The following is a 21,516-nucleotide window of genomic DNA, read 5'->3' as shown; positions in this document are numbered from 1 at the left end:
CTAGGCGGGCTCGGCGGCGCGTGCCGCGCTGGCATCGTAGTAGAGCGGGCGTTCCGGGTGCAGGCCGAGCTTATCGAACAGCGCCTGGTCGCGGGCCACGGCGGGATTCTCGGTGGTCAGCAGGGTGTCGCCGTGGAAGATCGAGTTGGCCCCGGCCAGGAAGGCCAGCGCCTGGGTCGACTCACTCATCTGCTCGCGACCGGCGGAGAGCCGCACATGGCTCTTGGGCATCAGAATGCGCGCCACGGCGATGGCGCGGATGAACTCGATCGGGTCCAGGTCGTCGACGTTTTCGAGTGGCGTGCCGGGTACCTTGACCAGCATGTTGATCGGCACCGACTCGGGGTGTGGGTCGAGCCGCGCCAGCTGCTGCAACAGCCCGGCGCGATCGGAAGGCGCCTCGCCCATGCCGAGGATGCCGCCGGAGCAGATCTTCATCCCCGCCTGGCGCACGCTGCCCAGGGTCTCGAGGCGCTCGGCATAGCCGCGGGTGGTGATGATCTCGCCGTAGTACTCCGGCGAGGTGTCGAGGTTGTGGTTGTAGTAGTCGAGCCCCGCCGCGGCCAGCCGGTCGGCCTGCTCGCCGTCGAGCATGCCCAGCGTCATGCAGGTCTCCAGCCCCAGCGCCTTGACCCGCTTGACCATCTCCAGCACCACGTCGAGGTCGCGCTCGCGGGGGCTGCGCCAGGCCGCGCCCATGCAGAAGCGGCTGGCGCCGGCGGCCTTGGCGGCGGCGGCCTGGTCCACCACCCGCTCGACTTCCATCAGTTTTTCCTTGCCCAGGCCGGTGTTGTAGTGGCCCGATTGCGGGCAGTACTTGCAGTCTTCCGGGCAGGCGCCGGTCTTGATCGAGAGCAGGGTGGCGACCTGCACGGCGTTGGCGTCGAAGTGGGCACGGTGCACCTGCTGGGCGCGAAACAGCAGGTCGTTGAAGGGCAGCGCGAACAGCGCCTGGATCTCGTCGAGGCGCCAGTCGTGGCGCGGAGCGGTATCGCTGGCTAGGGTCATGGTAGGGTCCGCTGGGGCTGATGGCTCAGTTAACATGAGATCAGTCATGAGTTAACAGGGGTGTGTGCCTGATGATAGGGACTATGTCGACGCTGTCAACTCGTTGTCTGGGTAGGGTTGACCGGATGCTGCGCAGTGCGCTGCCCGGGCGCTGCCACTTCTGCCGGGGCCCCGCGGCTTCGGATGCGCCCTGGTGCGAGGCGTGCCTGGTGGCGCTGCCATGGAACCTGCCGGCTTGCCCGCGCTGTGCTGAACCGCTGCCGCCATTGACGCCATCCGGCCTGGTCTGCGGTGCCTGCCTCAGCCAGCCGCCGAGTTTCGTACGTGCGCGGGTGGCATTGCGCTACCGCGACGAGGTGGCGCTGTTGGTCCAGAGTTTCAAGTTCTCGGCATCGCCGCGGGCGGGGGCGGTGCTGTTGGCGCTGCTCGAGCGCCAGTTGCGCGGGGTGGAGCAGCTGCCCGAGGCGCTGGTGGCGGTGCCGCTGCATTCGCGGCGTGCCCGAGAGCGAGGTTTCGACCAGGTCGCCTGGCTGGCCGAGCGGCTGGCTCGGCGCCTGGGACTGCCGTTGGTCAAGGCGCAGCGGCTGCGGCATACGCCGAGCCAGGTGGGCCTGAGCCGCAAGGCGCGGCGCGACAACCTCAAGGGGGCCTTCAGCGTCGAGCAGGTGCTGCCGGCGCATGTCGCCATCCTCGACGATATCGTCACCACCGGGGCGACCTGCGAGGCCTTGGCCCAGGCCTGCCAGGCCCGCGGCGCGACGCTGGTGGAGGTATGGGCGGTGGCGCGCACGCCGCGACAGTGAGGGGATTGGGTGGCTGCCATAACTTCAGAGCGAGGGACGCCGGGCCACCGATAAGCCTGGCGCCGCTCGGGACTGATCCGTCGGCAGGTCTACGAGGGGGCGCTGTAAACCATCCCTGGGCGCTACCGATGCCATCCATGGCATCGAAACCCCCTCTTCGACCTGCCCCCGGCGTCCCTCGCTGGCAGTGGCGATCGGCTCCAAGGTCAATGAATGCCATCTCGGCAGGCACGGCCAGCGACTGCTAAGATGCCAGGCTTTCCCCCTCAGGAGCCGAGCATGGCGGACACCCCTCACCCCTTCGAACGGCTCAGCCCGGCGCGCATCGTGGCGGCGGTGGAGTCGCTGGGCCTGTGGCTGCCCGGCGAGCCCTTCGCGCTCAACAGCTACGAAAACCGGGTATTTCTGTTGAGCGACGACGAGCGCCGCCGCTGGGTGGCCAAGTTCTACCGCCCGGGACGCTGGAGCGATGCCCAGATCCAGGAGGAGCACGACTTCCTGCTCGAACTGGCCGAGGCCGGCGTGCCGGTGGCCGCGCCCTGGCGCAATGCCGCCGGGGAGACGCTGCATCACTGGGAGGGTTTTCGCCTGACGCTGTTTCCCCAGGTGCCTGGCCAGGCCCCGGAGCTCGAGAATCCCGAGCACCTGTTCGCACTGGGTGAGCTGATCGGCAAGGTGCATGCCGTAGGCGCGCGGCGCGCTTTCACCACCCGCCTGAACCTGAACCTGACCGAGATGGTCGAGGAGGGGCGCGCCACCGTGCTGGGCGGCCCCTGGCTGACGCGCCGCCAACGCGACGCCTATGCGCGCATCAGCGCTGAGTTGGCCAAGCTACTGCGCGGGCACACCTGGCCGGCGCAGTCGGTCATTCGTCTACACGGCGACTGCCACCTCGGTAATATGCTGGGGCGCGACGCCGATTTCAGCCTGGTCGACTTCGACGATGCGCTGATGGGGCCGCGGGTGCAGGATCTATGGATGCTGCTCACCGCCCAGACGCCGGAAGAGCTGCAGTGGCAGCTCTCGGAGATTGTCGAAGGCTATGAGCAGGAGGCGGACTTTCCGCGAGGCGAGCTTGTGCTGATCGAGCCGCTGCGCACGCTGCGGCTACTGCGCCACAGCGCCTGGCTCACCGCACGCTGGGAAGACCCGGCGTTTCCGCGGGCCTTCCCCTGGGCCGCCGAGGAGGGCTACTGGGACCAGCATATCCGCAGCCTCGAGCAGCAGCGCCAGGCGCTGGAGCAGCACCCGCGCTGGCTGGCCGATTACTGAGCCTCGGGGTCGGGGCGTTCGCCGGGCACCGGGTTGGCAACGCCTTCGCCGTTGGCCTGGCGGCGACGCTCGTTGATCTGCGCCGAGGGATTCTCCTGGGCCTCCAGGGCGAGCTCGCCGCGTAGGCGCAGTTGGAAGGCCTCGCCGGGAACGAGTTCGGCGCGCTGGCAATCGCTGCCACTGCCCTCGACACAGGCGGGTACGCCGATATTGCCGTCGAGATCCTCGGCGGTGGCCGAGAGGTCGCCGCTGAAGATCTCGCTGTCGTCGGCGCTGGCCTCGATGCAGGTCAGGGTGCTGGCACTGAGACGGATGCGCTCGCCGTCGAGTCGCGCATCGGCGGTGATCAGGCAGTGGTTGGGCAGGTCGTACTCGCCGCTGGCAGCTGCAGTGGGCTTGAGCAGGACGTCGGACTGGCTGGTGTTATTGACATCGAGGGATGTGGTATCGATGACTTCCACGGCCACGCTGGCGCCGGCGGGGAGCGATAGCGTGCCGGCCTGGGCGGCTAGCGGCAGGCTCATGGCGACGGCGAACAGGGCCAGCGTGGAGCGCGTTGACTTGATCATTCCCGGTAAACTCGCTTGGACTCATGGCAGGGTGGCAGAAGTCTACCACAGCCAGGTTCGGCTGCAGCCGGGCGGGGCGTGACATGATGTCACTGCATCTCGGCAGGCCCAGTCGGGGTATCCCATTTATCGCGGCTAAGGACGCCGGGGACAGGCCGAAGAGGGGGTTTGCGCCATGGATGGCGCAAGGTAGCGCCCAGGGATGGGTTTACAGCGCCCCCTCGCAGGCCTGTCGCCGGATCCATTAGAGCCTGTGCTGCTTATCCGAGATCGCCTCGCTCCGCGGCTCGACGGGTCTGGTCCCAGGGCTTAGAATTGGTCGCTATGCGTCACGTCATTGTACAAAACATAATTGCTGTATATATTTTGTATATCACAGTAGTGCAACACACCCTTGACGACCCAGGGTGATACCAGCATATAGGCCCCCTCATGACCGAAGAGCTCGCCAACCACTATCGCCATATCATCTCCGGGCTGGGCGAAGACCCCCAGCGCGAAGGCCTGCGCGATACCCCCAAGCGGGCCGCCAAGGCCATGCAGTTCCTGACTCGCGGTTATCATCAGTCGCTCGAAGAGTTGATCAACGGTGCGGTGTTCGAATCGGAAACCGACGAGATGGTGCTGGTCAAGGATATCGAGCTCTACTCGATGTGCGAGCACCACCTGCTGCCGTTCATCGGCAAGTGCCACATCGCCTACCTGCCCAACGGCCGGGTGTTGGGGCTATCCAAGTTTGCGCGCATCGTCGACATGTATGCGCGACGCATGCAGATACAGGAGAACCTCACCCGCCAGATCGCCGAAGCGGTGCTGCAGGTGACCGGGGCACGCGGGGTGGCGGTGGTCATAGAAGCCAAGCACATGTGCATGATGATGCGCGGGGTCGAGAAGCAGAACTCGAGCATGACCAGTTCGGTGATGCTGGGCGCCTTCCGTGAGAATCAGCCGACGCGTCAGGAGTTTCTTACCTTGGTCAACGGACGCTGAAACGCCCAGCCGCTATCCTGCGCTGGATCCATCCGAGTTTCGCTACCGGCCCGAGGAGGACCGCCCATGGCATTGCACGCGCTCGACGACCAGCATCTTGACCACGACCTGGCGAGCATTCGCATCAAGAACCTGCGACTGCGTACCCATATCGGCATCAAGGAAGACGAGATCAAGAACCGCCAGGACGTGGTGATCAATGCCACCATTCGTTATCGGGCCGATCGGGCGGTGCAGTTCAATCATATCGATCAGGCGCTCAACTACCGCACCATCACCAAGCACGTCATTGCCCATGTCGAAGAGAATCGCTTTCTGCTGCTGGAGCGCATGACCCGTGAAGTGCTCGACATCATCATGTCCTACCAGCAGGTGCTGACCGCCCAGGTCGAGATCGACAAACCCCATGCGTTGCGCTTCGCCGACTCGGTGTCGATCACGCTGTCGGACACCCGCGAGATCCGCCGCAGCGAGTAAACCCGTTCGCGTGTCGCCGCGGGGTTGGTTTCCGGGAGTCAGTCGGCTTAGCATGGAGCCTTCACTGCAGCCCGGAGACGCTGGCTTGTCAGACGCCGAGACCCCCGCCGAGCCCCATCCGCCCCGCAAGCGCTATGCCGGTTTCGCGGTGGCGGCGATCATTACCGCCTTCGTGGCCCTATTCTTTGAAGGGCGCCTGCCGCCGCTGAACATCGCCGCTGCGGTGCTGGCGCTGATCGGGTTGCGCCAGATTCGACGCGATCCGCTACGCTATAAAGGACGTGCGTTCTGCTGGCTGGCGGTGGCGCTGGCCATCGTCGTTGCGACCCTTGCGGCGCTGGTCGAGCCGTCCCTGGCAACGTGATGCCCTCATGTCCCAAGCTACCCCTGCGTGCCCCGTTTCGCATCATCCCGTGCGCCGCATACGCGGCGCAATGATGGAAAGGAGAACATCATGTCATCCCTGCAAGACAGTCCGTTATATCGTCCCTTTGCCTATATCGATGGCAGTTGGGTCGCCGCCGACAGCGGCGAACAGATCGACGTCATCAACCCGGCCAGTGGCGAGGCCATCGGCCGCGTGCCGCGCCTGGGCCGCGCCGAAACCGAGCGGGCAATCACTGCCGCCGAGGCTGCCTTTCCGGCCTGGCGTGCGCTGACCGCACTCGAGCGTGCCGATATTCTGATGAAGTGGCACGACCTGATGCATGAGCATCAGCAGGAGCTGGCCACCATCATGACCCTCGAGCAGGGCAAGCCGCTCAAGGAGGCCGCCGGCGAAATCGGCTACGCGGCGAGTTTCCTGCGTTGGTTCGCCGAGGAGGCGCGGCGCATCTATGGCGAGACGATCCCGGCCGCCAGCGCCAACCAGCGGGTGGTGGTCACCAAGCAGCCGGTGGGCGTGGTTGGCGCGATCACGCCGTGGAACTTCCCGGCGGCGATGATCACCCGCAAGGCCGGCGCGGCGCTGGCCGCCGGCTGCCCGATCGTGGTCAAGCCGGCCAGCCAGACACCGTTCTCGGCAACCGCGCTGGCGCTGCTGGCCGAGCGCGCCGGGGTGCCGCGCGGGGTGTTCAACGTGGTGCCCGGCCGCGCCTCGGAGATCGCCGCGGCGCTTACCGAGTCGCCGGTGGTGCGCAAGATCACTTTCACCGGCTCCACAGAAGTCGGCCGTACGCTGATGGCCCAGGCGTCCCAGCATATCCAGAAGATCTCGCTGGAGCTGGGCGGCAATGCGCCGTTCATCGTGTTCGAGGATGCCGATCTCGATGCCGCCGTTGACGGCGCCATGGCCGCCAAGTTCCGCAACGCTGGCCAGACCTGCGTATGTACCAACCGGTTCCTGGTCCAATCGAGCGTGGTCAATGCCTTCTGCGAGAAGCTGGCGGTGGCCATGAACAGCGAACTGCACGTCGGCGACGGCACTCAGGAGGGCATCAATATCGGCCCGCTGATCGACCGCGACGGCGTCGACAAGGTCAGCGACCACGTCCACGACGCGGTCGACAAGGGCGCCGAGCTGCTGCTTGGCGGCAACCCTCACCCGCTGGGCGGCAACTTCTTCACCCCGACCCTGATCAGTGCCGCCAACGACAGCATGAAGGTCGCCCACGAAGAGACCTTCGGGCCGCTCGCCGCGGTGTTCCCCTTCGATGACGAAGAGGACGCCATCACCATGGCCAACGCCACCGAGTATGGCCTGGCGGCCTACTTCTACTCCCGCGACCTGGGCCGGGTATGGCGCGTCGCCGAGGCGCTCGAGTACGGCATGGTGGGCATCAACACCGGCCTGATCTCCAACCCGGCAACGCCGTTCGGCGGGGTCAAGGCCTCCGGCCTGGGCCGCGAAGGCGGCCGCGAGGGGCTCGAAGAGTTCGTCGAGACCAAGTACCTGTGTATCGATCTCGGCTGACCGGGCTCCGCCCGGAGCTGGAAGCCATAGTTCATAAGCTTTAAGAACAGAAAACCCCATTGGCCTAGGCCAATGGGGTTTTCTAATTAAGCACTGTTCGAGAAAACCGCTGGGCGATGGTCAGGCTAGGCGAAAGTCGGCGAAAGAGCGGAGTTTGCTGTTGCAAATGAGCATCTTGATGCCGACTTTCAACGACGCATGACCGAGATCCAGCGTTTTCATCTCCTCAGTGCTTGAAGTGGCGCATACCGGTGAACACCATGGCAATGCCCGCCTCATTGGCGGCGTCGATCACCTCCTGGTCGCGCATCGAGCCGCCGGGCTGGATCACCGCGGTAATGCCGGCGGCGGCGGCGGCGTCGATGCCGTCGCGGAACGGGAAGAAGGCGTCGCTGGCCATCACCGAACCGGGTACCGAGAGGCCTTCGTCGGCGGCCTTGATACCGGCGATGCGCGCCGAGTAGACGCGGCTCATCTGGCCGGCGCCGACGCCGACGGTCTGGCCGTGCTTGGCGTAGACGATGGCGTTGGACTTGACGTACTTGGCGACCTTCCAGGCGAACGCCAGGTCGCGCAGTTCCTGCTCGCTGGGCACTCGCTCGCTGACCACGGTCACCTCGTCGCGGCCGACCATGCCCAGGTCGCGGTCCTGAACCAGCAGGCCGCCGGTGACACGCTTGAGGTCGTGAGCATGTTCGCGCTCACCGGGCCAGTGGTCGGCCACGTCGAGCAGGCGCACATTGGCCTTCTCGGCGACGATGGCGCGGGCCTCTTCGCTGACCCCGGGGGCGATGATCACCTCGACGAACTGGCGGTCGATGATGGCGCGGGCGGTGTCGGCGTCGAGCGCCACGTTGAAGGCGATGATACCGCCAAAGGCGCTGGTGGGGTCGGTGGCGAAGGCCTTGTCGTAGGCCTCCTGGGCGTTGGCACCCACCGCCACACCGCAGGGGTTGGCGTGCTTGACGATCACGCAAGCGGTGTCGGTGAAGGCTTTGACGCATTCGAAGGCGGCGTCGGTGTCAGCGACGTTATTGAACGACAGTGCCTTGCCCTGCAGCTGGGTGGCGGTGGCGACGCTTGCCTCGCTGGCATCGGCCTCGACGTAGAAGGCCGCATTCTGGTGCGGATTCTCGCCATAGCGCATGCTCTGCTTCTTGTGGAACTGCAGGTTGTAGGTACGCGGGAAGCCATCCTCGCCGCCGGGTACCCGGCGGCCCAGGTAGTCGGCGATGGCGGCGTCGTAGCCGGCGGTATGCTCGAAGGCGCGCACTGCGAGGTCGAAGCGGGTCTCCTCGCTCACGGCGCCGTGGTGGGCGGCCAGCTCGCCGAGCACCCGGGCATAGTCCTCGGCGTTGACCACGATGGTGGTGTGGGCATGGTTCTTGGCGCAGGCGCGGACCATGGTCGGGCCGCCGATATCGATATTCTCGATGGCATCCGTCAGCGTGCAGTCGGGCTTGGCAACGGTGCTGGCGAAGGGGTAGAGGTTGACCACCACCATGTCGATGGGATCGATGCCGTGCTCGGCCATCACCGCGTCGTCCTGGCCGCGGCGACCCAGAATGCCACCGTGGATCTTGGGATGCAGGGTCTTGACCCGGCCGTCCATGATTTCGGGGAAGCCGGTGTGGGCCGAGACTTCGGTGACTGCGATACCGTTCTCCTGCAGCAGGCGGTAGGTGCCGCCGGTGGAGAGCAGCTCGACGCCGTGTTCGCTCAGCCCGCGGGCGAAGTCGACGATACCGGTCTTGTCGGAGACGCTGAGCAGGGCGCGGCGAACGGCAAGCGAGGAGGCGGAGTGGGGCATGGGAGTACTCTCAGCTTAGTGAATCATTAAACAGCGAGGGAGCCGCGTGGGGCTCCCTCAGGATCTCAGATCAGGTCGTACTGCTTGAGCTTCTTGCGCAGCGTGCCGCGGTTGAGGCCCAGCATGTCGGCGGCGCGGGTCTGGTTGCCGTCGACGTGCTCCATCACCGCAGTGAGCAGCGGCGCCTCGACCTCGGCCAGCACCATGGCGTAGAGGTCGGTGACCGATTCGCCATCGAGGTGGGCGAAGTAGCGTCGCATGGCGACGTCTACCGCCTCGCGCAGCGGCCGGTCGGTGGGCGTGGCGGCAAGCGCGCGCTCGCTATCGCTGGGCAGCGCCGCGGCGAGGTCGAGGGATTCCTGGGCCGCGGCCATCAAGGAGCCTGGCTGTGTGGGTTGCCTGCTGGTCATGCTGCGCTGATTCCATTCGACGTCATCGACCGCACGGCGGCGGGATGACGAAACAGTTGGTCCACGAAGTCTCGCTGTGCCCGGGGGCTCTCCAGGGCATTGAAATGCGCACGCTGACGCTTGACGGTGGAGGCGTCCGGCGCATGCCGGGCCAGGTACCAGCCGAGGTGCTTGCGCGCAATGCGCACGCCCATGTGCTCGCCGTAGAAATCGTGCAAGCTGGCGAGGTGGTCGAGCATCACCTCGCGGCGTTCCGCTGCGCTAGGTGCAGTGAGCCGCTGGCCGTGGCGCAGGTAGTGGTCGATCTCGGCGAACAGCCAGGGATTGCCCTGGGCACCGCGACCCACCATCACCGCATCCGCACCAGTATAGTCGATGATTCGGGCGGCTTTCTCGGGCGAGTCGATATCGCCGTTGGCGAACACCGGAATCGACACCGCGGCCTTGATCGCGGCGATGGTGTCGTATTCGGCGTGGCCGTTATAGCGCTGCTCGCGGGTGCGGCCGTGTACCGCCAGCGCCTGGATGCCGGCGTCCTCGGCAAGCCGCGCGACCCGCTCGCCGTTGCGGCTCTCGGCGCACCAGCCGGTGCGGATCTTGAGCGTCACCGGCACGTTCACTGCGGCGACCACGGCGTCGAGGATCTCGGCCACCAGCCGCTCGTCGCGGAGTAGCGCCGAGCCGGCGGCCTTGTTGCACACCTTCTTGGCCGGGCAGCCCATGTTGATGTCGATGATCTCGGCGCCCTGGGCGGCATTCAGGCGTGCCGCCTCGGCCAGCATGGCGGCGTCGCCGCCGGCGATCTGCACCGCGCGAGGGCCGGGCTCGCCGCGATGGTCCATGCGCAGCCGCGACTTGCGGGTGTGCCACAGGCTGGGGTCGGAGGTGACCATCTCGCCGACCACCAGCCCGGCGCCCAGCCGCCGGCACAGCTGCCGGAAGGGGCGGTCGGTGACACCGGCCATGGGGGCCAGGATCACGCGGTTGGGCAGGCGGTGGCGGCCGATAGACGGCAGCGCCGAGGCGTCAATGGGCATCGGGGCTCGTTCGATCATGGTCAATCGTCATCAAGGGGGGCATATCATACCCACCCCCCGCCCGCGGGTGAAGATGGACATTCAGCCAGCCCGGCCGAGGGGCATTCAAGCGGGCCGCCGGCCGCTCAATCGCACCCAGCCGTCGCGGCTCGCCGGTTCATCCATCGCTAGGCCCTGGGCGCGGTAGGCGTCGAGCACCTCGTCGGCCTGCTGGGCGAGGATCCCGGATAGCGCCAGGCGCCCACCCGGCGCGACGTGGCCGGCGATCATCGCCGCCAGCTCGACCAGTGGCCCGGCGAGGATATTGGCCACCACCACGTCGAAGCGTCGTGCGTCGTCGAGCTGCTCGGGGTAGTGCAGGGCGAAACGTTGTTCGTCCACGGCGTTGCGCGCGGCGTTGTCGCGGCTGGCGGTCAGCGCCTGGGGGTCGATATCGGTACCCACGGCGTGCATGGCGCCGAGCTTGAGCGCGGCGATGGCCAGAATGCCCGAGCCGCAGCCGACGTCGAGCACCTCGCGAGCGTCGAGCTCGCCGTCCAGCGCCAGGCCGTCGAGCCACGCCAGGCAGAGTGCCGTGGTGGGGTGAGTGCCGGTGCCGAAGGCCAGCCCTGGGTCGAGCAGCAGGTTGACGGCATCGGGGTCCGGTGCAGCGTGCCAGCTGGGCACGATCCACAGGCGCTGGCCCATCTGCAGCGGGGTGAAGCCGTCCATCCACTCGCGCTCCCAGTCGCGGTCGGCGAGCAGTTCGACCTCGATCTCCGGACATGGCTCGTCGGGCAGCTCGACCGCCCACGCCTCGCGGACCCGCTCGAGCATGGCGTCGATCCCTTCGAGGTCGTCATAGAGGCCGGTAAGCACCGTCTCGTTCCACAGCGGGGTGGTGCCGCGGTCGGGCTCGAACACCGGGTCGTCGTGGGCATCCTCCAGGGTGATGGCGCTGGCTCCCTCATCGAGCAGCAGCTCCTCGAGCCGTTCGGCGTGCTCGGGGGCGGTATGGGCCTTGAGTTGCAGCCAGGGCATGGGCAAGCCTCCTGAATGGGCGGTAAGCGGTGTCGGCTACACGCAAACGGGGCGGCCAGTGGCCGCCCCGTCCAGCACGCCAGCGGTTACTGGGCGAGCTTCTTCTCGAGATAGTGGATATTGACCCCGCCCTGCTGGAAGTGGCTGTCGCGCACCAGGTCTTTCTGCAGGTCGATATTGGTCTTGATGCCTTCCACCAGCAGCTCGTCGAGGGCGATGCGCATGCGGGTCAGGGCGATCTCACGGCTGGCGCCCCAGGTGATCAGCTTGCCGATCAGCGAGTCGTAGTGGGGTGGTACGCTGTAGCCGGTGTAGAGGTGCGAGTCCATGCGCACGCCGAGTCCACCGGGGGCGTGGTAGAGCGTGACCTTGCCCGGCGAGGGCATGAAGGTACGCGAATCCTCGGCGTTGATGCGGCACTCGAAGGCGTGGCCGTTGAGCTGCACGTCGTCCTGGGTGATCGACAGCGGCATGCCGGCGGCGATGCGCAACTGCTCCTTGACGATATCGACGCCGGTGACCATCTCGGTGACCGGATGCTCGACCTGGACACGGGTGTTCATCTCGATGAAGAAGAACTGGCCGTTCTCGTAGAGGAACTCGAAGGTGCCCGCGCCGCGGTAGTTGATCGTCAGGCAGGCGTCGGTGCACGCCTTGAGCACCCGCGCGCGGGCCTCCTGATCGAGATGCGGCGCCGGGGCCTCCTCGAGGACCTTCTGGTGGCGGCGCTGCAGCGAGCAGTCACGATCATAGAGATGCACGGCGTTGCCCTGGCCGTCGGCCAGCACCTGTACCTCGACGTGGCGTGGATGCTCGAGAAACTTCTCCATGTAGACGGTGCCGTCGCCGAATGCCGCGTTGGCTTCGTTCTGGGTCACGCTGATCGACGACAGCAGGTGCGCTTCGCTATGCACCACGCGCATGCCGCGACCGCCGCCGCCAGCGGCGGCCTTGATGATCACCGGATAGCCGATGCGCCGGGCGATGGCCAGCGTCTGCTGGGGATCGTCGGGTACCGGCCCGTCGGAGCCGGGGACGGTGGGTACGCCGGCTTTCTTCATCGCCTCGATGGCGCTGACCTTGTCGCCCATCAGGCGAATGGTCTCGGCGCGCGGGCCGATGAACACGAAGCCGGAGCGCTCGACCTGTTCGGCGAAGTTGGCGTTTTCGGAAAGGAAGCCGTAGCCGGGATGAATGGCGCTGGCGTCGGTGACCTCGGCGGCGCTGATCAGCGCCGGGATATTGAGGTAGGACTGCGCCGAAGAGGCCGGCCCGATGCACACCGCTTCATCGGCCAGGCGCACGTGCATTAGCTCGCGGTCGGCCTTGGAGTGGACCGCGACGGTCTTGATGCCCAGCTCCTTGCAGGCGCGCAGGATGCGCAGGGCGATCTCGCCGCGGTTGGCGATGAGTACCTTGTCCAACATGATGGTTGCGCCCCTTGGAGGTTAGCTGATGATGAGCATCGGCTGGTCGAACTCGACCGGTTCACCGTCCTCGACCAGAATGGCTTCGATCACGCCGTCCTGGTCGGCTTCGATCTGATTCATCATCTTCATGGCCTCGACGATGCAGATGGCATCGCCTTTCTTGACGCTCTGGCCGACTTCGACGAACGGCTTGGCGCCCGGCGCCGAGGCGCGATAGAAGGTGCCGACCATCGGCGAGGCCACCGCGTGGCCGCTATGCTGCGCCGGGGCGCTGCTCTCTTCGGCGCTGGCAGCGGGTGCCGGCTGAGGGGCGGCGGGCGGTGCGTAGCCGGTCGGCGGCATAGCGTATTGCGGCATGCTGTGCTGGTAAGTGGCGCCATTGGGGTGGCGGCTGATACGGACCGACTCTTCGCCTTCCTGAATTTCAATCTCGCTGATGTTGGACTCTTCCAGCAGCTCGATCAGCTTCTTGACCTTGCGAATATCCATGAATCTGTCTCGATCAGGGGTGGTGTACGTGGCCGGTCGGCGACGCTGTCAACCTTCGCCGACTCTGTCTAGATAACGACACGATCCTGAAAAATATCGTGATATCGGCCGTTGAAAACAGTGTTCGAGGAGTGTGCCGAAAAAAGATAGGCTTGTCCAGCGTGCCACGGCGATGGCCGCCGAAGCCGGCTGTTGAACAGATGTTTGACGATGATCACGTCGTGGCGGCGCGCTGTTGCTCGAGCCAGCCGAGCAACTGCTCGAGGTGCTGGGCGAAGTCGCGACGCCCCACCTCGCCGAGAATGCGTGCCTCGCGGATCTCGTGCTCGCCGTCGAAGAACAGCAGGCTGGGTGGGCCGAACAGGCCGAAGTGGTCGAGCAGCTCGCGGCTCTCGGCGGTGGTCTCGGTGACATCGATCTGGATGCGCTGGAAGTTGGCTAGCTGGTTCGCCACGCTGGGGTAGACGTTGCGCTCCATCTGCTTGCAGGAGATGCACCAGTCGGCGGTGACGTCGACGAAGATCGGTCGGCCATCGCGGCTGGCGTCGGCCAGCGCCTGCTGGAGCTCCTCCAGGCGGGTCACGCTGACCGGCGTGGGCAGTTCGGCGCCACCGCGCTCGGCCAGTACACCCGGCGGCGTGGCCAGCGGGCGCAGCGGATCCTGGGCGCCACGCGCGGCGCCGATCACCAGCGCAATGCCCCAGATCAGCAGCATCAGCCCGGCGGCCTGGCGCAGCTGCGGCCAGCCGCGCGGCGCATTGAGGCGCAGTGCTCCCAGGGTCAGGGCGGTACCGATAGCCAGCGCCGACCACAGCAGCAGCGCTACTGCCGGCGGCAGCAGCCGCTCAATCAGCCAGATCGCCACCCCCAGCAGCAGCACGCCGAAAGCGATCTTGACGCCGTTCATCCAGGCGCCGGTGCGCGGCATCAGGGTGGTGCCGAAGGTACCCACCAGCAGCAGCGGCACGCCCATGCCCAGAGCCAGCGCGAGCAGCGCCGCGCCGCCCAGCAGGGCGTCGCCGGTGGTCGAGATGAACACCAGGGCGCCGGCCAGCGGCGCCGATACGCAGGGCGAGACCACCAGCACCGAGAGTGCCCCGGCCAGCGCCAGGCCGGGCGGGCCGCTGCGCTGGGCGCGGGCCTGCCAGGCATCGATGCGTCCGGCCAGGCGCGGTGATAGACGCAGGTTGAAGGCACCCAGCATGGCCAGCGCAAACACTACGAACAGTACGCTGAAGGTGATCAGCACCGGCGTCGACTGCAGCCGCGCCTGGAGATTGAGCCCGGCACCGAACAGCCCCATCAGCACCCCGACGGCGGCATAGGTGGCGGCCATGCCGGCGACATAGCTGGCCGAGAGAGCAAGGGCGCGCGGTCGGCTGGGGTTCTGGCCGACGATGATCGACGACAGAATCGGCACCATCGGTAGCACGCAGGGGGTAAAGGTCAGCCCCAGGCCGGCAAGGAAGAACAGGCCAATCATCAGCAGTGGGCTGGCGTCGGCCAGCAGCGCATTGAAGCGGCCGTCGGCGCTCTGCAGATCGGGGGCGGCAGGGCGCTGGTTGGCGGCGCCGTCATCGGCCTGGGCGGAGGCGAATAGCGCTGGCGGCGAGCCGGGCATCGCCTCCAGGGTGATGCGTTCGGGGGGGTAGCAGAGCCCGGCATCGGCACAGCCCTGGAAGGTCAGCGCGAAGGCCAGCGACTCGGGGGCGCCGCCCTCGATGGGAATCTCCAGCACCACCGGCTGGTAGAAGACGTAGACATCGCCGAAGAACTCGTCGCTGTGCGCCTCACCGGGGGGCAGATCGGGCTCGCCCAGGGTAACCGCCTCATCGAGGCTCTCGAGCTCGAAACGGTGGCGGTATAGATAGTAGTCGTCGGCGCTCTGCATGCCGACGTAGAGAGTCTCGCCATCCAGCCAGGTGCTGGCCTCGAAGGCCTCGTGGACTGGCAGGAAGTCGCGACTCGACGAGCCGCCGGAGGAGAACCATTGCGCCTGGGCGAGGGCCGGCAGCGTCAACAGCAGTAGCCAGGCGAGGGCGGTGCGAAGGGCGAGGCGCGAGTTCACGTACGGAGTATCCTTAGGCCATGGGCTTGCCGGGGTGACGAAACGCCTTTGAGACCGGTGGCGCCAGCGGACGTTCCCGATGGCGCTCGGCGCGGCGACCACATGCTAGGATACCTCAAGCGGGCCTGGGCATTCATTGCGCTGCGGCCATTTGTCCTCTCTACCCCTTTGTTATTTCATTAAAGGAAGCGATGCCATGTCACTACTGGGAAGTCGCAAGGCCAAGGCCGATGCGCGCCGCCGTGAGCTCGAACGGCCCGACTATGGATGGATCTGGAAGCCGCTGCTGGCACTGGCACTGATTTACCTGCTGGTCACCCTGGTACTTGGCATTTGGTGGAGCCGTGAACCGCCGCCGTTCAACGTCGAGCTGGCCACCGGCGAGCAGCGCCAGGCCCTCGATGGCGACCAGTCGGGGCTGCCCGGCGCGCGCGGCACGGTCACCACCGCTACCCTCAAGCAGGTGGTCGACACCCTGACCGACAAGCCTGGCGGCTACCTGCGCAACGATATCGCACCTCCCGGCGTGTGGCTCGACAACATGCCCAACTGGGAACTGGGCGTGCTGCGCCAGTCGCGGGATCTCGCCACCAGCATGGTTGGGCTGGCCGGCGGCGAGAATGCGCATCTCGAGGAGGCCGAGCAGCGCTTGCAGGTGAGTAGCCGCGACTGGCTCTATCCCTCTGCTGAGCAGCGTTTCGACCAGGCCTCAGAGGCGCTGGCGGCTTACTTGAGCGAGCTGGGGGATGACGCCGGCGACGGCTTCGTGCCTCACGGCGAGCCGCTTGGCGACTGGTTGGCGCGGGTCGAGGCACGCCTCGACGACCTGACCCGGCGGCTGTCGGCGGCTCTCGGCGAGCGCGACGCCAGCCGCGAGCTGGGTATCGACGCCGACGAGCGGCCCGACGCCACGCCCTGGTACCGCGTCGACGATATCTTTTTCGAAGCGCGCGGCAGCGCCTGGGCGCTGCTGCACTTCCTGCGTGGCGTGGAGCGCGACTATGCCGACCTGCTGGAGGCCGCTGAGGCGCACGGCGAGTGGCAGCAGTTGATCGCCGAACTGGAGATGACCCAGCGGCGTATCTGGAGCCCGGTGATCCTCAACGGCTCGGGGTTCGGGCTGTTCGCCAACCACTCCCTGGTGATGGCCAACTATACCGTGAGCGCGCGCGACCTGGCCGGCGAGTTGGCGTCACGGGTTGCCGAGGTGGATGTCAGCGAGGTACACCAGGCAGAGGAGGAACGGGCCGTCGAGCCGCCGGTGGAGGAGGTGGTGGAAGATGCGGCCGGCGAGGAAGAGGCGGCTGATGAGGCCGGAGATGAGGCCGGTGACGAGGAGGCGCTCGACGCGGCCGGCGAGGCAGGGCCAGAGGATGCCGAAGACGATCCGGCACAGTAACACGGCGCTGAAATGCCAGCGGGCCGCCCTTGGGCGGCCCGCTGACGTTGCGACGCGTATCAGGCCTTGGCGTAAGCCGCGGCGGCCTTCTCGATTGCCGCACGAGCAGCCTCGGCGCCCTCCCAGGACTCGACCTTGACCCACTTGCCCTTCTCGAGATCCTTGTAGTTCTCGAAGAAGTGGGCGATCTGCTGGCGCAGCAGCTCGGGCAGGTCGGTGACTTCCTGGACGTCGTCGTAGAGGGCGGTGAGTTTCTGGTGCGGCACGCACACCAGCTTGGCGTCTTCGCCGGCCTCGTCGGTCATGTTGAGGATGCCCACCGGACGCGCGCGAATCACGCTGCCGGGTTGGACCGGGTAGGGGGTGACCACCAGCGCATCGAGGGCGTCGCCGTCGTCGGCCAGGGTGTCGGGAATGAAGCCGTAGTTGGCTGGGTAGAACATCGGCGTGGCCATGAAGCGGTCGACCAGCAGCGCATCCATGTCCTTGTCGATCTCGTACTTGATCGGCGCGTGGTTGGCGGGGATCTCGATAGCGACGTAGACGTCGTTGGGGAGGTCCTTGCCGGCGGGGATCTTGTCGAAACTCATGGTGCAGTCCTTTCTGACGTAGGAAGAGTGCTGGGTGCTGGCGATGGCCAGGACACTGGCAGTTATTGCAATGCGGCGAATTATACGAAGAGCCACATGCGATTACCAATGCTGAGCTTTCGCCTTTGGTGGACAAGTGCTTGTCGCATAAGCGGTGTATGATGGATAGCGCTGGCGCCAGTGCGGCGTGCAGCCGACCAGAAAAGTGTCACGGGAGGAGCAGTGGGTTCTGAATTGTCGCTGAGTATCGGCCAGGCCTTCGTCGCCCCTGAGCGGCGCCATCATCGCAGTTCGATGTCGGTGCGTGTGCCCGCCGAGCACACCCTGCTCGAGGCCAAGGGTGCCAGCGCGCTGATCAGTGACTCCAGCTCGCGCAATGCCATCGCCAAGCAGGCCGGCGATCTCAGTGTGCGCGGCTTCCTCGCCGACTACTATTCGACACCCGACCACTGGGACGTCAAGACCTCGGCGACCCGTGTGCTGCGGGCCCTCAACGGCTGGTGCTACAGCCAGAGCGGCCACGTCCAGAACGGCAGCTACATGGCCTCGCTGTCGGCGATGGTCTACCGCGGCCGCGAGGGGCACCTGTTCCATATGGGCGACACCCTGGTGTTTCGTCTGCGCGGCGCCGAGTTCGAGCAGCTCTCCCGCGACCATGTCACCGACCTTGGCGGCTATCGCTACCCGTCCCGGGCGCTGGGCTTGGATGGCAATATCGACATCGACTACGTCTCGGTACCGCTCAAGCAGGGCGACATCTTCCTGTTCACCACCCAGGCGGTGCGCGGCACGCTGATGCCCTCGGACTACGTGCAGCTGATCCGCGCCGACGCCAGCGACCTCAACGCCGCCTGCGAACGGCTGGCCGATGCTGCCCTGTCGCGTGCCCAGGCGCGCGGCTATGGCGGTGAGCCGTTCTGTTTCCAGCTGGTGCGCGTCGACCACCTGCCGGAAACCGAACAGGACCACCCCGGGCGGCTCTACGGTGACCTGCCGGTGCCCCCGGAGCTCGCCCCCGGCGAGCGCCTCGACGGCCTGGAAGTGCAGGAGGTGCTGTCACGTACCGCCCAGTCGCGGGTCTACCGGGTACGCGACATCTACAGCGAGCGCGAGATGGTGATGAAGGCGCCGAGCCCGGAGCTCTCCAGTCGCAACTCCTACCTCGAGCACTTCCTGCTCCAGCAGTGGGTGGTGGAGCGCGTCAACTCGCCGTTTGTGGCGCGGGTCATGGAGTCGTCTCGGCCGCGCCGTTACCTCTACTACCTGATGGCCTACGTCGACGGTGAGCGGCTCTCCGACTGGTCGCGGCGCCATCCTCAGGCCAGCCTGGCGCAGCGCCTGGATATCGCCCGCCAGCTGGGCAAGGCGGTGCAGGCGCTGCACCGCCGCGACCTGTTGCACCAGCAGATCCACCCCGACAATGTGCTCATCGACCGCCACGGTCAGGTGGTGCTGGCCGACTTCAGCGCCTGCCGGCTGCGCGAGGGGGATGGCCACAAGCACTCCCGCGAACTGGCCCGCCAGCTCGGCCTCACCGAGCACAGCGCGCCGGAGTATGCCCTCGATACCGACGTAGGGCGGCGCAGCGATCAGTATGCGCTGGCCTCCACGGTCTACTGGCTGCTTACCGGATTGCTGCCCTATGAACTGCCACCCCACGAGCTGCGCAGCCATACCGGGCTCGAGCAGATGGCCTACCGCAGTGCGCGCACCCATAACCCGGAAATCAGCCCGGCGCTGGACGAGGCGCTGCGCCGTGCCCTCGACCCGCAGCGGGCGCTGCGCTTCCGGCGGCTCTCGGAGTTCCTGTATGCACTGCGTGACCCCGTCGGCGAGCGCCGCGAGCGCACCAGCCCGCGGTTGCTCAAGGAGCCGGTCAACTTCTGGCAGGGCGTAGCGGGCATCCTGCTGCTACTGCTGGTGCTGTCGTGGCTGCTGCGCTGAGGGTGGTTGCCAACCCCATCGCGACTGAAGTCGCTCCTACACTAGCCTTGTGGCTATACCCCTGTGGGAGCGAATTTATTCGCGATTGCAGCGCGTAGCGCTGCCCGGCTAGCCAACCCCATCGCGACTGACGTCGCTCCTACACTAGCCTTGTGGCTATACCCCTGTGGGAGCGAATTTATTCGCGATTGCAGTGCTTAGCGCTGCCGGGGTAGATCAACCCCATCGCGACTGAAGTCGCTCCTACACTAGCCTTGTGGCTATACCCCTGTGGGAGCGAATTTATTCGCGATTGCAGCGCGTAGCGCTGCCGGGGTAGATCAACCCCATCGCGACTGACGTCGCTCCTACACTAGCCTTGTGGCTATGCCCCTGTGGGAGCGAATTTATTCGCGATTGCAGCGCGTAGCGCTGCCGGGGTAGATCAACCCCATCGCGACTGATGTCGCTCCTACACTAGCCTTGTGGCTATACCCCTGTGGGAGCGAATTTATTCGCGATTGCAGCGCGCAGCGCTGTCAGGCCAGATCAACCCCATCGCGACTGATGTCGCTCCTACACTAGCCTTGTGGCTATACCCCTGTGGGAGCGAATTTATTCGCGATTGCAGCGCGCAGCGCTGTCAGGCCAGATCAACCCCATCGCGACTGACGTCGCTCCTACACTAGCCTTGTGGCTATGCCCCTGTGGGAGCGAATTTATTCGCGATGCAGTGCGTAGCGCTGCCCGGCTAGCCAACCCCATCGCGACTGACGTCGCTCCTACACTAGCCTTGTGGCTATACCCCTGTGGGAGCGAATTTATTCGCGATTGCAGCGCGCAGCGCTGCCGAGGTAGCCAACACCATCGTGACTAAAGTCACTCCTACATTTGCCTTGGTGCCACTCTCATGTGGGAGCGAATTAATTCGCGATTGCAGCGCGCAGCGCTGCCGAGTCGGCGCTTACAGCGTAAACGTCGGCAGCTTGCGCTCGACCTTGGCCAGCTTGAGGTGGGCGACCTTGGGCAGGCCGTTCTCGAACGGCGGGAAGTCCTCGCCCTGGATCAGCGGTGACAGGTACTGGCGGCACGCCTCGGTGATGCCGAAGCCATCCTCGCGGATGAAGTCGCGGGGCATGAACTTCTCGCGATTGGCGACTTCGGCCAGCGGTGCCGCCTCGATACGCCACTCGTAGGGGGTGTCGGAGACGCGCTTGATCGCCGGCATCATGGCGTTCTTGCCGTCGAGAGCCAGCTCCACGGCCTTCTTGCCCACCGCGTAGGCCTGCTCGACGTCGGTCTTCGAGGCCAGGTGGCGAGCGGCGCGCTGCAGATAGTCGGCCACCGCCCAGTGGTACTTGTAGCCCAGGTCCTGCTTGACCATGCCGGCCAGGGTCGGCGCCACGCCGCCCAGCTGGCGGTGGCCGAAGGCGTCGGTATTGCCGGAATCGGCGAGGAAGGTACCGTCCTCATAGCGTGCGCCCTCGGAGACCACGATCACGCAGTAGCCATATTGCTTGACCGCTTCATCGACGCGCTTCATCACCGCGGCACGATTGAAATGGATCTCGGGGAAGATCACCAGGTGTGGCGGCTCGCCCTCACCGCTACCGGCCAGTGCCCCGGCGGCGGCGATCCAGCCAGCGTGGCGGCCCATCACCTCGAGCACGAAGACCTTGGTCGAGGTGGCGCACATCGAGGCAATATCCAACGAGGCTTCGAGTGTCGAGGTGGCGATGTACTTGGCCACGCTGCCGAAACCCGGCGAGTTGTCGGTGATCGGCAGGTCGTTGTCGACGGTTTTGGGCACGTGGATGGCGGTCAGCGGGTAGCCGAGCTTCTCGGAGAGCTGCGAGACTTTGAGGCAGGTATCGGCGCTGTCGCCGCCGCCGTTATAGAAGAAGTAGCGGATGTCGTGGGCCTTGAAGACTTCGATCAGCCGCTCGTACTGGGTGCGGTGGGTCTCGATGTCCTTGAGCTTGTAGCGGCACGAGCCGAAGGCGCCACCCGGCGTGTGGCGCAGTGCGGCGATGGCGTCGTCCGACTCCTGGGACACGTCGATGAGGTCTTCGGTCAGGGCGCCGATGATGCCGTTGTGGCCCGCGTATACCTTGCCGATCCGGTCGGACTCGCGGCGGCAAGCTTCGATCACCCCGCAGGCACTGGCGTTGATAACGGCGGTGACGCCACCGGACTGGGCATAAAAGGCGTTGTGCTGGGCCATGGAGTTGCATCGCTCCTGATGTGTCGGGTCGTCGAAAGGGCGTAGGAAGTGGTCGCATATCTTAGTCGAAAGTGACGGGAGCTGC

19 protein-coding genes are annotated in these 21,516 nt (G+C 66.2%); 8 read left to right on the top strand and 11 right to left on the bottom strand.

All coding sequences use genetic code 11. The features are described from left to right. Complete coding sequence (gene bioB / locus CK498_RS21390) at positions 1–1,008, bottom strand: biotin synthase BioB (RefSeq protein WP_095622888.1); 1,008 nt, start codon at positions 1,006–1,008, stop codon at positions 1–3. Between the two features lie 125 nt (positions 1,009–1,133). Here bioB and CK498_RS21385 point away from each other — a divergent pair, with 125 nt between their 5' ends. Together CK498_RS21385 and CK498_RS21380 are read left to right on the top strand one after the other, a co-directional pair. Next, positions 1,134–1,811 (top strand): ComF family protein, encoded by a 678-nt coding sequence (locus CK498_RS21385; protein WP_229359167.1) that lies wholly within the window; start codon positions 1,134–1,136, stop codon positions 1,809–1,811. Between the two features lie 279 nt (positions 1,812–2,090). After that, positions 2,091–3,083, top strand: coding sequence for a serine/threonine protein kinase (locus CK498_RS21380; protein WP_095622886.1), 993 nt, complete (start codon positions 2,091–2,093; stop codon positions 3,081–3,083). Here CK498_RS21380 and CK498_RS21375 read toward each other — a convergent pair. Continuing rightward, positions 3,077–3,652 carry a hypothetical protein gene (locus tag CK498_RS21375; protein ID WP_095622885.1) on the bottom strand — a complete coding sequence of 192 codons (576 nt, stop codon included), beginning with the start codon at positions 3,650–3,652 and terminating at the stop codon, positions 3,077–3,079. The two genes, CK498_RS21380 and CK498_RS21375, sit on opposite strands and share 7 nt — an antisense overlap. Before the next feature lie 432 nt (positions 3,653–4,084). Here CK498_RS21375 and folE point away from each other — a divergent pair, with 432 nt between their 5' ends. The 4 genes from folE (at position 4,085) to CK498_RS21355 (ending at position 7,031) form a co-directional block, all read left to right on the top strand. Continuing rightward, a complete protein-coding gene (gene folE, locus CK498_RS21370; protein ID WP_095622884.1) occupies positions 4,085–4,642 on the top strand; it encodes a GTP cyclohydrolase I FolE in 558 nt (185 codons plus the stop codon). 66 nt (positions 4,643–4,708) lie between these two features. Next, complete coding sequence (gene folX, locus CK498_RS21365) at positions 4,709–5,119, top strand: dihydroneopterin triphosphate 2'-epimerase (protein WP_095622883.1); 411 nt, start codon at positions 4,709–4,711, stop codon at positions 5,117–5,119. Positions 5,120–5,204: 85 nt separating this feature from the next. Next, positions 5,205–5,483 (top strand): hypothetical protein, encoded by a 279-nt coding sequence (locus tag CK498_RS21360; protein ID WP_217987830.1) that lies wholly within the window; start codon positions 5,205–5,207, stop codon positions 5,481–5,483. A gap of 90 nt (positions 5,484–5,573) precedes the next feature. Continuing rightward, positions 5,574–7,031, top strand: a complete 1,458-nt coding sequence (locus tag CK498_RS21355) for an NAD-dependent succinate-semialdehyde dehydrogenase (protein WP_095622881.1) — start codon at positions 5,574–5,576, stop codon at positions 7,029–7,031. Positions 7,032–7,257: 226 nt separating this feature from the next. Here the strand turns inward: CK498_RS21355 and purH are convergent, their stop codons facing one another. From purH to dsbD, 7 genes are all read right to left on the bottom strand, one after another. Then, positions 7,258–8,841 (bottom strand): bifunctional phosphoribosylaminoimidazolecarboxamide formyltransferase/IMP cyclohydrolase, encoded by a 1,584-nt coding sequence (gene purH, locus CK498_RS21350; protein WP_095622880.1) that lies wholly within the window; start codon positions 8,839–8,841, stop codon positions 7,258–7,260. A 65-nt stretch (positions 8,842–8,906) separates the two neighbouring features. After that, on the bottom strand, positions 8,907–9,251 hold the full coding sequence (fis, locus tag CK498_RS21345) for a DNA-binding transcriptional regulator Fis (protein WP_217987829.1): 345 nt from the start codon (positions 9,249–9,251) through the stop codon (positions 8,907–8,909). Then, a complete protein-coding gene (gene dusB, locus CK498_RS21340) occupies positions 9,248–10,288 on the bottom strand; it encodes a tRNA dihydrouridine synthase DusB (protein WP_095622879.1) in 1,041 nt (346 codons plus the stop codon). The genes fis and dusB overlap by 4 nt, the downstream gene beginning before the upstream one ends. Before the next feature lie 105 nt (positions 10,289–10,393). Next, entirely contained in the window at positions 10,394–11,308 is a 915-nt protein-coding gene (prmA, locus tag CK498_RS21335; RefSeq protein WP_095622878.1) for a 50S ribosomal protein L11 methyltransferase, read from the bottom strand. 86 nt (positions 11,309–11,394) lie between these two features. After that, entirely contained in the window at positions 11,395–12,735 is a 1,341-nt protein-coding gene (gene accC / locus CK498_RS21330; RefSeq protein ID WP_095622877.1) for an acetyl-CoA carboxylase biotin carboxylase subunit, read from the bottom strand. Positions 12,736–12,756: 21 nt separating this feature from the next. Next, positions 12,757–13,227, bottom strand: coding sequence for an acetyl-CoA carboxylase biotin carboxyl carrier protein (gene accB / locus CK498_RS21325; protein WP_095622876.1), 471 nt, complete (start codon positions 13,225–13,227; stop codon positions 12,757–12,759). 214 nt (positions 13,228–13,441) lie between these two features. After that, entirely contained in the window at positions 13,442–15,295 is a 1,854-nt protein-coding gene (dsbD, locus tag CK498_RS21320) for a protein-disulfide reductase DsbD (RefSeq protein WP_095622875.1), read from the bottom strand. A gap of 196 nt (positions 15,296–15,491) precedes the next feature. Here dsbD and CK498_RS21315 point away from each other — a divergent pair, with 196 nt between their 5' ends. After that, positions 15,492–16,694 carry a DUF2333 family protein gene (locus CK498_RS21315; RefSeq protein WP_095622874.1) on the top strand — a complete coding sequence of 401 codons (1,203 nt, stop codon included), beginning with the start codon at positions 15,492–15,494 and terminating at the stop codon, positions 16,692–16,694. Between the two features lie 59 nt (positions 16,695–16,753). On the opposite strand, the gene ppa is transcribed toward CK498_RS21315, so the two are convergent. Then, positions 16,754–17,284 (bottom strand): inorganic diphosphatase, encoded by a 531-nt coding sequence (gene ppa, locus CK498_RS21310; RefSeq protein WP_095622873.1) that lies wholly within the window; start codon positions 17,282–17,284, stop codon positions 16,754–16,756. 294 nt (positions 17,285–17,578) lie between these two features. On the opposite strand from ppa, the gene CK498_RS21305 reads away from it, so the two are divergent. After that, a complete protein-coding gene (locus CK498_RS21305) occupies positions 17,579–19,228 on the top strand; it encodes a bifunctional protein-serine/threonine kinase/phosphatase (RefSeq protein WP_229359176.1) in 1,650 nt (549 codons plus the stop codon). A gap of 943 nt (positions 19,229–20,171) precedes the next feature. Here the strand turns inward: CK498_RS21305 and CK498_RS21300 are convergent. Next, positions 20,172–21,431 (bottom strand): 6-phosphofructokinase, encoded by a 1,260-nt coding sequence (locus CK498_RS21300; RefSeq protein WP_095622871.1) that lies wholly within the window; start codon positions 21,429–21,431, stop codon positions 20,172–20,174. Between the last annotated feature and the right edge of the window lie 85 nt (positions 21,432–21,516).

Source organism: Halomonas salipaludis (genome assembly GCF_002286975.1).
Lineage (GTDB): Bacteria > Pseudomonadota > Gammaproteobacteria > Pseudomonadales > Halomonadaceae > Franzmannia > Franzmannia salipaludis.
Note: the sequence above shows the minus strand (reverse complement) of the source record. Positions and strands in the feature narration are given on the sequence as shown.